General features: G+C 60.0%; 10 protein-coding genes and 1 pseudogene. 9 read left to right on the top strand and 2 right to left on the bottom strand.

Going from position 1 to position 14,377, the window contains the following annotated elements; genetic code table 11:
* Positions 1-277: 277 nt before the first annotated feature.
* From C5J22_RS17640 to C5J22_RS17620, 4 genes and pseudogenes are all read left to right on the top strand, one after another.
* Complete coding sequence (locus tag C5J22_RS17640; protein WP_105439277.1) at positions 278-682, top strand: GFA family protein; 405 nt, start codon at positions 278-280, stop codon at positions 680-682.
* Between the two features lie 339 nt (positions 683-1,021).
* The gene (locus tag C5J22_RS17630; protein ID WP_105439275.1) at positions 1,022-1,210 is read left to right on the top strand and encodes a hypothetical protein; all 189 of its coding nucleotides are present in this window, start codon (positions 1,022-1,024) and stop codon (positions 1,208-1,210) included.
* Between the two features lie 443 nt (positions 1,211-1,653).
* Positions 1,654-3,666: a methyl-accepting chemotaxis protein gene (locus C5J22_RS17625; protein WP_105439274.1), complete on the top strand. Its 2,013-nt coding sequence runs from the start codon at positions 1,654-1,656 to the stop codon at positions 3,664-3,666.
* A 424-nt stretch (positions 3,667-4,090) separates the two neighbouring features.
* Positions 4,091-4,691 (top strand): annotated as a pseudogene (locus tag C5J22_RS17620) (transcriptional regulator); the annotation flags it as partial.
* A gap of 398 nt (positions 4,692-5,089) precedes the next feature.
* Here C5J22_RS17620 and C5J22_RS17610 read toward each other — a convergent pair.
* On the bottom strand, positions 5,090-7,183 hold the full coding sequence (locus tag C5J22_RS17610) for an ATP-binding protein (protein WP_105439272.1): 2,094 nt from the start codon (positions 7,181-7,183) through the stop codon (positions 5,090-5,092).
* On the bottom strand, positions 7,180-7,923 hold the full coding sequence (locus C5J22_RS17605) for a response regulator (protein ID WP_105403734.1): 744 nt from the start codon (positions 7,921-7,923) through the stop codon (positions 7,180-7,182). The genes C5J22_RS17610 and C5J22_RS17605 overlap by 4 nt, the downstream gene beginning before the upstream one ends.
* A 214-nt stretch (positions 7,924-8,137) precedes the next feature.
* Between C5J22_RS17605 and C5J22_RS17600 the strand changes: the two genes are divergently transcribed.
* The 5 genes from C5J22_RS17600 to C5J22_RS17580 all read left to right on the top strand — a co-directional run bounded on the left by C5J22_RS17600 (position 8,138) and on the right by C5J22_RS17580 (position 14,374).
* Complete coding sequence (locus C5J22_RS17600; RefSeq protein ID WP_105439271.1) at positions 8,138-9,160, top strand: ABC transporter substrate-binding protein; 1,023 nt, start codon at positions 8,138-8,140, stop codon at positions 9,158-9,160.
* A gap of 124 nt (positions 9,161-9,284) precedes the next feature.
* A complete protein-coding gene (locus C5J22_RS17595) occupies positions 9,285-10,307 on the top strand; it encodes an ABC transporter substrate-binding protein (RefSeq protein ID WP_371412639.1) in 1,023 nt (340 codons plus the stop codon).
* Positions 10,308-10,373: 66 nt separating this feature from the next.
* Positions 10,374-12,596, top strand: coding sequence for an iron ABC transporter permease (locus C5J22_RS17590; protein ID WP_105439270.1), 2,223 nt, complete (start codon positions 10,374-10,376; stop codon positions 12,594-12,596).
* Complete coding sequence (locus C5J22_RS17585) at positions 12,593-13,654, top strand: ABC transporter ATP-binding protein (protein WP_105439269.1); 1,062 nt, start codon at positions 12,593-12,595, stop codon at positions 13,652-13,654. Before C5J22_RS17590 ends, C5J22_RS17585 begins: the two co-directional genes overlap by 4 nt.
* 81 nt (positions 13,655-13,735) lie before the next feature.
* Positions 13,736-14,374 (top strand): HAD family phosphatase, encoded by a 639-nt coding sequence (locus C5J22_RS17580; RefSeq protein WP_105439268.1) that lies wholly within the window; start codon positions 13,736-13,738, stop codon positions 14,372-14,374.
* Positions 14,375-14,377 lie beyond the last annotated feature (3 nt).

Raw genomic sequence — 14,377 nt, 5'->3', positions numbered from 1 at the left:
CCAAAAGGAACTAGAGCAAATGGATCGCTTGACTGAAAGGACGGTCAGCGCCATAGGCGCCGACCGCTGAGATTGCTGGTTGGGGGTAAACTGCACCTCTCAGATGCGCATTACATCCGCTAATCTCATAAGGGTCAAGTTGGCCATTTGACCGACGCTGGCGAGTTGAGCGCCTGCACGTCCTTGCTATCAGAATCTATCGAAACCAGTATGATGGCGCCTGCTGAAGGAAAGGTTGTAACCACAACTTTCCGATGAGGATGGAGGAGGAGTTCCGTTGAAGAGAACAGCGATGTGTTCGTGCGGCAAACTTTCTGTCATGACCTCCGGCACACCAAAGAAGGTCTCCATATGCCATTGCGACGCCTGTCAACGCCGTACCGGGTCAGGTTTTGGGATAGCGGTGTTCTTTGCGTCTGAAGCGACGGAAGAGCACGGCCACGCATCGGTCTTCAGACGGATCGGCGACAGTGGAAAATCTATCGATTTCCATTTCTGCCCCGCTTGCGGATCAACTGTCTTTTGGAAGCCTGAGTTGCGACCCGGCTTGACCGCCGTCGCTTTCGGCTGTTTCGACGACAGGCAAGACCTAGAGCCGTCTCAGTCGGTCTACAATGATCAACGTCATGCGTGGCTTTCACTCGAAATCGACCACCGGACTTTGGAAAATAAGGACGGTTGATACCCTCCCTCGGTGCTCGGTGCTCGGTGCTCGGTGCTCGGTGCTCGGTGCTCGGTGCTCGTTGCCCGATTACGCGATTTCCAATGGGCGCCGTAAAGCTTTTGGAATTAGCGAGCCGCCTTCCGTGGGTGCGGCCGCAGTTCGCCGACCCCACAGGGCCGTGGTTGCCCGGTAGAGAGGCAAGTAGTGGCTTTGCACACCGGAGCTTACCCGCCACAGTCTTCTTGGATGGCTGCTTTCTCCTCTGAGGATTCCTGTAGCGTTAACACAGGTGGCGGGTAGGCATTGTTTGCAGGGCTATGGTAGAGAAGGCTACGGGCATTTGATAACGGGGAGACCATGACCAACCGCCAATTGACGATCCTCTCAATAACCCTGGCAAGCTGCATCGTTTACCTGCTGATCATTCAGACCATCGTTCGTCCTGGCTGGCATCCGAGTTTCCCCGGCGTTCTTGCGGACCCGGTGATCATAGCGATTTGCGCGATCGGCCTCTTCAAGGTCTGGCGCAGCCGAGACGCATCCTAAAGGGTGTCGTGAGATCTTGGAGACAATTGCGACGGGGAGACGTACCGTCGATGCCGAGCCACGTGCTGACACAGCACGTGATCGCTGGGCACTACAATTCTTGCGCCGGCGGCGGATCCTTCGTGTGGATACATTGAGTGCGGAGCTGGCAAAGGTGACCCGCAGGTAGGTCTGGATACGGTCGTCAGCCCGTTTCCATGTGCGGAAGCAAGCCTCCGCTGGTTGCTGGCTAGTCGCGCGCCGATTGAATGGCAGCCGTTCGTGCGCTTGTAACCTCAACGGAAACTTAAGCAATCTGTCATAATTCTAATTGATCACCTCCTTGTAGAGCGTGTGAAGACGCATTTGAGTTCCCCATGAATGTGCCGCTGGGATACCTTTGCCCGGCTCGTTGATCAATTGCGTCGCCGGGCCAGGGCGTTCGGCACGACAGGAGTGTTATGATGCCGTCAAAGCCTTTCGCCCGCATCAGTGCCAAGCTGAGCGTCATGTCAGCCGCCGGCATTCTGATGGTTTTGGCCCTTCTGGTGTCGGTCTTGGTTGGCGGAGCCTCGGTCGATAGGAGTTCCGATTTCGGTCGCTCGCAACTGGTTATTTCCCGTGACCTGGTCGATGCGAAAGCATCGTTACGTGGCATGATGATAGGAATGTTGGACCTGCGCCTCGCGGAGACATCGGCAGAGGCAATAAAAGCGCGCCAATATGTTGCCAAACGATATGAGTCGGTCACAAATTATCTGACGAGTGCGAGCGCCCATGTCACGCTGCAGGCGAACAAGGACCGGATAGCTGCGGTCACCGAGCTGACCCGTCAGTGGATGACGGAGTATGAAAGTCTTTCGAAAGCTGTCGGCGCAAGATTTGACAGCCCCGCCAAGGCTGCCGAGGTTTCCGGAGAGGAAAAGTCTGCTCAAGGCAGGCTCTTGGTCATTGCCGATCAGATCGGATCGTTGCTCGACGAATGTGTGAATGCGGCCAAAAGCAAGGCGGACGAAGCGGCAGTTCAAATGCGGGCCGCGTCGCGCTTGGCGCTCCAAATTAGCCTTGGAATGGGCTTTCTTGTCGTCGCAGCGCTTCTAGGATCGGCAATCTTTGGGTCGAGGGCGATCGCCCGCCCGATCAATCAGTTGACAGCAACTATGAAGCAGCTTGCACACGGCGACCTGGATACGAGAATACCATTCGCGCACAGGGCGGACGAGATCGGCGATATGGCTACCGCAGTCGAGGTGTTCAAGCAAAACGCCATTAAGGTGCGTCAACTGAATGCCCAGGAAAGTGCCTTGCAAGCCAAAAGCGCCGATCTCTCCTCGAACATTTCCATTGTTGTCGCGGCGGCGGTGGCGGGCGACTTTACGAAACGAGTTGAGAAGGCCTATGACAATCCCGATCTTGATCGTTTCGCGACAAGCGTCAACCAGCTGGTAACCACCGTGCACCAAGGCGTCAGTGAAACTCAACGCGTTGTTGCGGCATTGGCGCAGGGTGATCTCACCGATGAAATGCATGGGGAATTCCAAGGGCCTTTCGGCGGGCTTAGGCGTGATGTGAATTCGACGATGGGCGGCCTGCGAACTGTCATGGACGAGGTGAGGGCGGCGATAGACACGATCAATTCCGGCACTGACGAATTGAGCAACGCCGCTGGCGACCTGGCCAGACGGACGGAACAGCAAGCCGCTTCGTTGGAGGAAACCGCAGCGAGCCTTGAGGAAATCACAGCCGCTGTAAAGAATTCGACAGGTCGAGCGGCGGAAGCCAGTCAAATGGTAGGCGAGGCTCGAAAGAGCACGAACGAATCGAGCGCAGTGGTCACAGATGCGGTATCTGCCATGGGTCGTATCGAACAGGCCTCGAACGAAATCGGCCAGATCATCGGCGTCATCGACGAGATTGCGTTTCAGACAAACTTGCTGGCGCTCAACGCCGGCGTCGAGGCTGCGCGAGCCGGTGAAGCCGGAAAAGGCTTTGCAGTTGTCGCACAGGAGGTTCGCGAACTTGCGCAGCGTTCCGCTCAGGCTGCAAAGGATATCAAGGGTCTGATTACCCGCTCAAGAACCGAGGTCCAGACGGGCGTAAGATTGGTAACCGCGACGGGTGACGCATTGAGCGTCATTCAAACGCAGGTGACAAAGATCAACGACCACGTCCATTCCATCGCAACCGCTGCGAAGGAGCAGACAGTCGGGCTTTCCGAGGTCAATACCGCTGTCAATCAGATGGATCAGGTCACGCAGCAGAATGCGGCCATGGTCGAGCAGGCGACCGCAAACACCCGCCGACTGGCGGACGAAGTCGTTACGCTTTCCCGGCTGATCTCCCGCTTCAAGGTCAGGCCAGAAGCGGGTAGTGCGATTACTCTTGCCAGAGCGGCCGCGCCTCATGCACCCTCGGCTTCGCCAGCGCGTGGGCTGCATCAGACGCTGGTAAAGGCCGTGGGTGCGAACGCTCGCTGACGGACTAATAGGGGTGTGAAGGGCTTTCACCATCTTACCTACCACCACAGCCTACCGAGTTCGTAGCCCCGATCGAGACGGCAATGAAATAGCGGTAGAAGTTACTAACGCTGGTAGCGCTCCAATGCGGGAGGTAACGGCGAGTCGCAGTTGATGTCCGCCTGCTCATCTTGACCTGCGGCCGCCAAACGCGAGTGGTGAGGACGCGATGGCTGAACGTGCCCGAACCTCTCGCTGCGTGCTGACGGCGGAATTGGCTGCTAGTCCAGGTAGTGCCGCAGGCTGATCAAAAAGGGTCTTGGCGCATATCGGCAGCCGAGTATGGCCGTAGGCCTGGCCCGCTGGATTGATAGGGGTTATCTGGCAGGGCTTCTCGCGATGCTGAAAGCGTCGCCGGAACGTCACCGCAGATACCGGCCTCTCAAATACAAATCCGAGCTCGATCGGGGGAGACATGGATCTCAAGTCCGTTGCGCAGGATCTGCAGGACGAGGCAATGCCATTCCTGCCGGAAACTTCTAAGGTTGGCAGATCCGGAACGTCTTTCGCCGGGGAACAACAGGCGGCGTTGCTGACACCGCCGATCGAGCAGGAGACAAATGCAGCGGCTTTACACGAGACCATAATGGCCGACGATATGAATGCGATGACAGATGCTGACACGCCGACGGTTGCGTCGCCCGCACCGAAGAAGGAGCGCAAACCTCGCGCCAAAAAGGCCGACGCTTGAGACGGCCTCAGCCGCAGTTTCGGGGCAACCGGCAGCGGCTTCGAATGCCGCAGCGGTCAAGCCGAAGAGAGGACGCAAGGCAAAGTCCGACGAAGGTGCGCCAAGCGCCAAGCGTGCGCCTGTCAAACGTGCTCCGAAGGCCGTGCCGGCAGCGACTGCACCGTCAGTGGCGGCGGTTGACGAGTTTGCGGATCTCCTGCAGCTGGAAGAGGAAAACCAAAGACTGCGCAAGCAGCCGGCCGAGAAGCTGCGTGCTGAAAATGCCGATCTGCGAAAGCGGTTCAACCTCGGTTGATCGGCAGCCCTCGGTCGCCGTCGGAGGCGATATTCCCGGCAGCCTCGACAAAGGCGAGACTGGGCAGGGTTCCCGATCGTGCTGTCGATCTCTCAGACGGCCGACGACAGTTTGCCAGCGGTAACGACGTCATCGATCTGCTGGCCGACATTTTGCACCTTGGGTTCAGTACATCAAGCTTCCCTTTCGAGCCGCAGAACCCCCACGAGCTGTGCCTGGGGCGGTCCGCCTCCGCGCCGCTGAACAGCTAAATCGAGCTCCTTTCTACCGATGTCACTGTCGAGGAAGTAACCTTCTTCGCGGCACCAAATCCCAATCGCGCCCATCACCATTCTTTGTACGAAATCTTAACATCGGCGGTGATTATGAGTTTTCCCCCGCTTTGCGTAAAGCCAGTTTCAGGCTGGAAACAAAAGCTCGACAACCGTTCCCTTGTCCGGCAGCGATGCGATGCGAGCGTCGCCGCCGCTTTGGCGTACGAACCCATAGACCATTGCCAGGCCAAGACCCGCACCGCCCTCTGCGTCGCGGGTCGTAAAATAGGGTTCGAAAGCCCTGTCGACTGCCTCCGGTGTCATGCCGATGCCGTCATCCGTCACGCTGACGCTGACGCCGGGTTCGCTCCGGGAACAACGGATAAGAATTGTTCCACCAGTCGGCATAGCCGCGGCGGCGTTGAGGCAGAGATTGAGGATCGACTGCTCGAAGAGTGCGGTATCGATACGGACGGTGGGCAGGTCGTCGGAAATTTCGAACGCAAGCTGGCACTTTTCGCCGACGGCAATTTCCAGCACGTCGGCCATACCGCGTAGCGCCACGCCGATTTCCACCACGTCAGGGTGGATTGGCTGCTGGCTGCCAATGGAAAGCATACTGCCGGCGAGGGACCGGCCGCGGTCGGCAGCTTTACGGATGCGAGCGAGGTGTCGCTTTTGCCGGTCGTTGAAGCCTGTTTCGCGCTCCAGGAGGCCGAGGCTGCCGGTGATGATGCCGATCATGTTGCCTACCTCGTGGCTTACCTGGTGGGTCATGCGCATAATGCCGTCAAGGCGCTGGATTTTTGCTGCCTCAGCCTCCTGCCGGTCCATGTCTGTAATATCGCGCGCCAGAAGGACTATGCCGCCGTCTGGTTGGCGAGATAACGACACTTCCGTCACCCGGCCCGCTTCAGCGCGGTGGCGGAGCACAGACTGGTCGCGAAGTAGGCCGGCATCGTCGTCGTCTGGCAGATCGGCCGGATCGATCTCCTGCAGGGGTGCGACGAACCTTCGGAGCGGCAGTTTTCTCGCTGAACCGGACCAGCCGATCAACTCGATGACCCGCCGGTTCATCGTGATCGGGCGCCCACGCGGATCGAACAGCGCGATTCCCTCATTCATGCTGCGGAACGTGGAGCGGATGGTGCGGGCCGCGGCTTCGGTCGTGCGCCGTAGTCGCGTGACGCGCTCGACGCTCTCGCGGAACGCACGGAAGGCTTCGAGCAGGCGCACCAGCTCCGTTTCCGTGCCGTTGTAGCTGGGGGTTTCGACGTTTGTGCCCCCTTCGGCAAGCGCGTTCATGCCGTTCGAAAGGGAGACGATGCCGCGCGAGACTCGCATGACGGAGCGGATCGAGATCGCGGCCATTGCCAACACGAGCAGCGAGCCGGCGGCGACGGTGACGAGAATGCGGCTCAAGGCGTCGGAGGTCGAGACGAGGTCGTCACTGAGGCTGCGGGCAACGGCCTCGCTTTGTGTTTCCGTGGCATGGGACAGATCGCGCGAGACGGTGTGCAGACGCGAGACCGCGGCGCGAATGGCGAACATTTCGAAGAGATAGCGCGTCTGTGCCTCGAAGATTCGTTCGTAAGGTGCAAGTTCGGCCGCGGCGATCCGTATATCGGGCGCAGCGCGTTCGAGGCGCGGGGAGGTTTCCAAGACGTATCGGCGGCGCAACTCGCCGAGCTGGAAGAGACTGTCCGAATTGGAGGCGGATTGCACTATGCCGTTCAGGCGAGCGCGAAAGTCGGCATCCGCCAGGCCGCTGCCAGTCGCGATCTCGCCGAGCGCGGCCGCAGCCTCCGCCTTGTGCTGCTGGGCGGAGTCCGCATCGCCCGCAAGCGCCGTCGTCTGCGTGCGGATCGTTTGGAGCAGTTCGACGATCCGGCTGTTCCCAAAGCCCTCCAGGACGGCCCCGTCGCTCTCAGGTTGGATGGCGCGCAAAAGACCATCGACCTGAAAGACGATCGAACGGCTTTCGCTGGAGACCCGGTAGGGCGATGAAGCGTTCATCAGGAAAGGTGCGCTAGAGACGAGATCGGAAACCTGTCGCGAGACCAGCGAGGTCTTGGCGAGACTAGAGAACGCCTGCAAGCTATAGGCGGCCATCTCTTGGCGCGTCCGCTCCAAGCTGTAGACGGCGATTGCCGCCAGGCTGAACACGAGCACGCAGATGCAGGCTATGGCGAAGGGAAGGCGAAACGCGATGGAGGAAAGGAAGGGGCGACCGATCACGGTTCGATCTCGCCATCGTCGGTGGCCAGGACATAGCCTTTGCCACGCCGCGTCTTGATATGGCGCGGCAGGTCCGGATTGCGCTCGATCTTGCGACGCAGACGCAGCACGAGCACGTCGACATTGCGGTCGACATAGCGCTCGCTTTCCGCACCGCCCAATCGGTCAAGAATATGCGCCCGGCTGACGGGAATGTTGGGTGTCTCGGCGAGAATTTGGAGCAGCGCAAATTCGGCGCTTGTAAGCGACTTGCCGGGGTCGATGTGGCATATCGCGCGACGGCGCTCGAGGTCTACCGACCAATCACCGAGCTTCAGGGATGTGGCTTCGTGCTCTCGCTCGCTTTCCCGCTCCGGTTTCAGCCAGGGGATCGTTCGGCGCAGGACCGCCTTGATACGGGCAGTCAGTTCAATGGGCTCGAAGGGCTTGACCACATAGTCGTCTGCCGCAGTTTCGAGGCCGAGCACGCGGTCCAGGGCGCTGCCGGCGGCCGTTACCATGACAATACCGATATTGGTCTGTGCGCGCAGGCGCTGCGCAAAAGTGCGGCCGGACGTGCCGGGCAGATTGTGGTCTACAAGGACAAGATGGACGGTTCTGCGCGAAAGCACGGTCGCGGCCTCTTCAGCCGACCGCGCGGTGAGAGGTGTCCACCCTTCCGCCTCAACGAGGTCGGAGATAAGTTCAGCCATGTCCGGATCGTCCTCGACGATCAGGATTGTTATCCTCTCGTTCAACACATGCACGTCCTCCCGTATGTATTATACGCAGAGCCGTCACGATCTTCAAAGTGGGCGAATGTTGCGCGGTCTGTCACATTTGTAACGGTTGTCATCTTTTCCGCGGCGACACCGCTTCCGCTGTAAGAACCGTAATCATTCTTCGATTGCGCAAGACAGCAGATGTGACATCCTGACTGCGGAGATTGGGACGCAAGTCCAATGGGAGGAAATTGTGAGAGGTATCACCGCTTTCAGCGCGGTAGCAGCTTTGTGGCTGGCGACCGCCAGTGCCGGCATGGCAGCCGTGTCGCTCACCGTTCTGTGCGGTGCGGACGAGATGTGGTGTGCCGCGATGAAGACGGCCTATGAGGCGAAGACCGGTCTCGAAATTTCCGTTACCCGCAAAAGCACCGGCGAAATTCTCAAACAGATCCGCGCGGAGAAGACAGCGCCTGCCGGCGATGTCTGGTGGGGCGGCACGGGCGATGCCCATCTGCAAGCCGGATCTGAAAATCTTCTCGAAGCCTACCAGCCGGCCCATGAGCGCGACATGTTGCCCTGGGCGCAGAACTTCTTCGTCATGTCCGGCGGCCGCTCGGCCGGCATTTATGCGGGGGCGCTCGGCTTCGCTTACAATGCCGCTCTGCTGCGGGAGCTAAAGCTGCCCGCGCCGACCTGCTGGAAGGACCTCACGGACATCGCTTATCGTGGCCGCATCCAGAGCGGTAATCCGAATTCGTCGGGCACCGCGTTCACGATGCTTGCGACGTTGGTGCAGCTTTTCGGCGAGGACGAGGCCTTTCGATATCTCGCCGCGCTCAACCGCAATATCGAACGTTACACGCCTTCGGGGGCAGCCCCCATCAGGGCGGCTGCGCGCGGAGAAACGCTCATCGGCATTTCGTTCATGCATGACGCCGTCACGCAGAGACAAGTGGGTTTCCCCCTCGTCATCGTCGCACCCTGCGAAGGCACTGGCTACGAGATCGGCGCCGTCAGCATCATCAAAGGTACAAGGAATATCGAGGAAGCAAAACGCTTCGTCGAATTTGCGCTCAGTCCGGAAGGGCAGAGTACGGGCGCGGCGTCTGGGCAGAACCAAGTGCCGTCCAACGCGAAATCTAGCCTCCCGGTTGCAGCCCCGGATATCTCGATGATCAAGATGGTGGACTATGATTTCGCCACCTTCGGCTCGCCGGATGAACGAAGTCGGCTGCTGCGCAGGTTTGACGCGGAAATCGCTGCGACAAACTGAACTAGCCCTTTAGGCAAAGCACAAATCCGAAAACATGTACAAGCCGCCGCAAGTGGGCCGATGGCCCTGCTGTGTCTTGTTCGCGCGGAAATCAGACCAAGGCAACAGGAGGATGCCCATGAAAATGAAGACCCTTTCCCTCATGCTCTTCGCCGGCACGGCGATCGGCGCGTCACCGGTGCAGGCGAATGGCGAGCTCAACCTCATCTGCTCGGCAGACGTCGTGATCTGCGAGCAGATGAAGGGCGATTTCGAGAAGGCGCATAACGACGTGAAGGTGAATATGGTCCGCCTGTCGTCCGGCGAGACCTATGCCAAGGTACGCGCCGAGGCTCGTAACCCGAAGACCGACGTCTGGTGGGGTGGCACGGGCGACCCTCATCTCCAGGCGGCGTCGGAGAATTTGACGCTTGAATACAAATCGCCGAAGCTCGATGAACTCAATGACTGGGCGAAGAAGCAGGCCGAAAGCTCCGGGTACAAGACGGTCGGCGTCTATGCCGGCGCGCTCGGCTGGGGTTTCAACACAGAAATCTTCAAGTCTAAGGGCTACAAAGAGCCGGTCTGCTGGGCCGACCTTCTGGCACCGGAACTGAAGGGCGAAATCCAGATCGCGAACCCCAATTCTTCCGGCACCGCATATACGGCGCTCGCCTCTCTCGTGCAGATCATGGGCGAGGAGCGGGCCTTCGCCTACCTGAAGACGCTGAATGGCAACATCTCGCAATATACCAAGTCGGGCTCGGCACCGGTCAAGGCGGCAGCACGCGGCGAGACGGCGGTTGGAATTGTCTTCGTGCACGATGCGGTGGCGCAGACCGCGGAAGGCTTCGCGGTCAAATCGATCACGCCTTGCGAAGGCACCGGCTATGAGATCGGGTCTATGTCGATCATCAAGGGCGCCCGCAACCTCGACAGTGCGAAGGTCTGGTACGACTGGGCGCTGACGGCGGAAGTCCAGTCGCGAATGAAGGATGCCAAATCCTTCCAGCTGCCTTCCAACAAGAGCGCCATCATCCCGAAGGAGGCGCCGCGCTTCGAGGATATGAAGCTGATCGACTACGACTTCAAGACTTATGGCGATCCGGCAAAGCGCAAGGCCCTACTGGAACGCTGGGATCGCGAAATCGGCGCCGCCGCCAACTGATACCCTGATCGGAGGTGCCTGCCTCACCAGGCGCCTCCTCCTCACACTCAAAGAGCGAGGTTAGCCATGAGACATGGCAATCGCAGGCTGGACATGGTCCTGGTCCTGGGCGTGGTAGCATTGACGCTATTGCCCTGGTATCGAATCGAGAACGGCTTCCTGGGGCTCGGCTGGCTTGCCGGTTTCCCCCTTTCTCCGGAGGCTGCCCCTGCCGTCGTGCAGATGGTTGCTCATGGCCGGCTGTGGCTTTCCGGTGCACTCGTGCTCCTTTTCCTGGCGGTCATGGCTCGAACCATGGCAGATCCGATGCGCCGGGGCGCCCTTCTCGCCTGGATCGGTGCGATGGGCGTTCTCTTCCTCTCGCTCCAAGGCCTCGCCATCGGCTTTTCCGGCTGGATCTGGACAGTAAGTGAAACGCTCTTCGGCACGCTCTCGAATGGCCAACCTTCCATGGGAGCGGGTGCGGTCCTCTCTGCCATCACGTTCGCGCTGCTCTTCGCCTTCGGCCTTGCCGAACGCGGTGCCATGAAGGGCGATGCCTTCGTCGTGAGCGCGATCACGCTGCTCGTCTTTCTCGTTGCCGTCTTCGTCTTCTACCCGATCGGCAGCATATTCGTCGGTTCGATGCAGGATCTCGACGGCTCGTACCATGCGGAGAACTTCATCCGCAACATGCAGGATCCGAGCATCTGGAGCCTGAACTGCCTGATCGGTGCCGGTCGCTGTGGCATAGCCTGGCGCACGTTCTGGCTCGCCGTCATGACCGGCCTCGGTTCGACACTTCTGGGCCTCGCCTTCGCGCTCGTCGCCACCCGCACGCGTTTTCCCTTCAAGAAAGGCCTGCGGCTGCTGACGATCTTGCCGATCATCACGCCACCCTTCGTCATCGGCCTGGCGCTTACGCTGCTCTTCGGCCGCGCCGGCGTCGTAACGCAGGTCCTGTCGGACCTTTTCGGCATCGAGCCCGGCCGCTGGCTGTACGGCCTCACCGGCATCTGGATCGCGCAGGTCCTGTCCTTCACGCCGATCGCCTTCCTGGTGCTCATCGGAGTCGTCGAGGGCGTCAGCCCGTCAATGGAGGAGGCCTCCACGACGCTGCGAGCTGACCGCTGGCGCACGTTCCGGCGGGTGTCGCTTCCGCTGATGAAGCCCGGTCTCGCCAACGCCTTCCTCATCGGCTTCATCGAAAGCATGGCCGACTTCGGCAACCCGCTGGTACTCGGCGGCAGCCACGGCGTGCTCTCGACGGAAATCTTCTTCGCCGTGGTCGGTTCGCAGAACGATCCGTCGCGCGCGGCTGTCCTCGCCATGGTGCTGTTGTTCTTTACGCTCTCGGCCTTCCTCGCCCAGCGCGTCTGGCTATCGGGCAAGAACTACGCCACCGTCACTGGCAAGGGCGATAGCGGGTCGCATATCGCGCTGCCGCGCGGGCTGTCGATCGGTGTTCATGCCATGGTTATTCCGTGGATCCTCTTCACGCTCGTCATCTACGGCATGATCCTGATCGGCGGCTTCGTGAAGACCTGGGGCCTCGACAATTCGCTGACGCTCGACCACTACGCCAAGGCTTTCTCAATCAGCTTCGAAAACGGGATTGCCTGGACGGGCGTCGCCTGGAACTCGTTCTGGACAACGATGGAGATCGCGTTGATCTCCGCCCCGCTGACCGCCGCCGTCGGTCTTCTGACGGCCTATATCATCGTCCGTCAGAAATTCGCCGGCAAGAATGCCTTCGAATTCGCCTTGATGATGAGCTTTGCCATTCCCGGCACGGTCATCGGCGTCAGCTACATCATGGCCTTTAATCTTCCCCCCTTGGAGATGACCGGCTCGGCACTGATCTTGATCGCCTGCTTCGTCTTCCGCAACATGCCCGTCGGTGTGCGCGGCGGGATCGCGGCGATGAGCCAGCTCGACAAGAGCCTGGATGAGGCCTCCCTGACGCTCCGGGCCAACAGCTTTCGCACGGTCCGGAAGGTCATCCTGCCGCTCTTGCGCCCGGCCATTACCGCGGCGCTCGTCTATTCCTTTGTGCGCGCAATCACTTCCATCAGCGCAGTCATCTTCCTCGTCAGCGCCGAGTACAATATGGCGACCTCCTACATTGTCGGTCTTGTCGAAAATGGCGAGTACGGCGTGGCCATCGCCTATTCCTCGATGCTGATCGTCGTGATGATCACCGTCATCGCCGGCTTCCAGTTCATCGTGGGCGAACGGCGCCTGCGCCGTGAAAACCGCGTCGCCGGCCTCGCCACATTCGCTACCCCTCGCCAGGAGAAAATCGCATGATCAACCATAAAGCCGGCACCGTCGTCTTCCACAACGTGCGTAAGACGTTTGGCGCCTTCACTGCCATTCCGGACCTGTCGCTCACCATCGAGCGCGGCACTCTCGTTACCCTGCTTGGCCCTTCCGGCTGCGGCAAGACAACGACGCTGCGCATGCTTGCCGGCCTCGAACATCCGTCGGCCGGGAGAATCCTCATCGGCGGCAAGGATGTCACTATGCTACCGGCCAATGAGCGCGACGTCTCGATGGTCTTCCAGTCCTATGCGCTCTTTCCGCACATGAATGCGCGCGACAACGTCGCCTACGGGCTGGAATCGTCCGGTCTCGGTCGCAAGCAAGCGCGCGAGAAGGCGGAGGAGGGGTTGGCCCTTGTTGGCCTTGCGGGCATGGGCCATCGCCTTCCCGCCGAACTATCCGGCGGTCAGCAGCAGCGCGTTGCAGTCGCCCGCGCACTGGTGCTGGAGCCGCAGGTGCTGCTGCTCGATGAGCCACTGTCCAACCTTGATGCGCGCCTGCGCCGCAAGGTGCGCACGGACATCCGCGAACTCCAGCAGCGCCTCGGCTTCACGGCCGTGTATGTCACACACGATCAGGACGAGGCGCTTGCTGTGTCCGACCGCATCATCATCATGAAGGATGGCGAAGTCGCTCAGTCTGGGACCCCGCGCGAACTTTACGAAGCGCCGGCTTCTGCATTCATCGCCGATTTCATGGGGGAGGCGAATGTCATCCCATGCGAGGTGATCGGCATCCATGGGCAAAATGCTGAAATCCGCATTGGTGGCTTTCAGCATCGCGTTCCGGCGGGCAAGGCAACGCCGGGTGCGGCGATCCTTGCCGTTCGTCCTGGCGCGATCGCACTCTCTGCGGAACCTGGGAACGGTTTTGTTGGTCGCATTCTGCACTCAGCATACCTCGGAGATCATGTCGAGTATGAGGTCGAAACCGACTTCGGCACCCTCTTCGTCGTCGACCCTGCGGTCGATCGCATACTACCGGCCGCGTCCGACGCTACGCTCTGTTTCCGAAGTCGCGGTATCGCACTTATCCGCACATGAGCGCTTCAGGGGTAAAGCAGTGAGCCAGTTGTATCGAGCCGTTGCGTCACGTCAACGTCCCGATCGGACGAGGGAATAGCCATGATTGATCTTCTGACGATTGAACAAAATTTCGAGGCCGTGATCTTTGATTGCGACGGTACACTTGTTGACACTCCGCCTAACTATGCAGACGCATGGGCAGCCGGCTTTTCACTGTCCGGCAAACTGATGGACCGTGCATGGTATTTTGTGCGGGCCGGAATGTCCGAGGGGGTGCTGATGGACGCCTTTGAGCAAGAATTCCGCGTCGTGCTCGATCGCAAAGCCGTCATCGACACCATGCGGTCGCGCTTCCTTCAGAATGTACATACTGTGCGCGAAGTTCGTCCAGTTGCGGCAACCGTTCGTCGACTGGCCACTTTGGTTCCCATGGCTGTTGCCTCTGGCGGTTCGCTCGAAGTTGTGGCAGCGACGCTACAAGCGACCGGGCTTCGGGAGTATTTCGACCACGTGGTTACGATTGATGACGTGGCAAATCCAAAGCCGGCGCCGGATCTGTTTCTGCACGCGGCCGCTTTGCTGGGAATGAAACCGGCTCGGTGCGTCGTGTTCGAAGATAGCGAACAGGGCCTTGAGGCCGGTCGACGGGCGGGTATGAGCGTCATTGACGTGAACCGTCTCGATCGCGATGAGCAGGGGCAAATAAGCGTAGGCAGCGGCTTCCCGCGGGATGGTTGACGC

It is taken from the genome of Neorhizobium sp. T25_13 (genome assembly GCF_002968675.1).
Lineage (GTDB): Bacteria > Pseudomonadota > Alphaproteobacteria > Rhizobiales > Rhizobiaceae > Neorhizobium > Neorhizobium tomejilense.
Note: the sequence above shows the minus strand (reverse complement) of the source record. Positions and strands in the feature narration are given on the sequence as shown.

What these genes read in the sequence shown, in the direction of transcription:
- C5J22_RS17630 (WP_105439275.1), top strand. Translation starts at nt 1,022, where the DNA reads ATGACCAACCGCCAATTGACGATCCTCTCAATAACCCTGGCAAGCTGC.
- C5J22_RS17590 (WP_105439270.1), top strand. Translation starts at nt 10,374, where the DNA reads ATGAGACATGGCAATCGCAGGCTGGACATGGTCCTGGTCCTGGGCGTG.
- C5J22_RS17595 (WP_371412639.1), top strand. Translation starts at nt 9,285, where the DNA reads ATGAAGACCCTTTCCCTCATGCTCTTCGCCGGCACGGCGATCGGCGCG.
- C5J22_RS17585 (WP_105439269.1), top strand. Translation starts at nt 12,593, where the DNA reads ATGATCAACCATAAAGCCGGCACCGTCGTCTTCCACAACGTGCGTAAG.
- C5J22_RS17580 (WP_105439268.1), top strand. Translation starts at nt 13,736, where the DNA reads ATGATTGATCTTCTGACGATTGAACAAAATTTCGAGGCCGTGATCTTT.
- C5J22_RS17625 (WP_105439274.1), top strand. Translation starts at nt 1,654, where the DNA reads ATGCCGTCAAAGCCTTTCGCCCGCATCAGTGCCAAGCTGAGCGTCATG.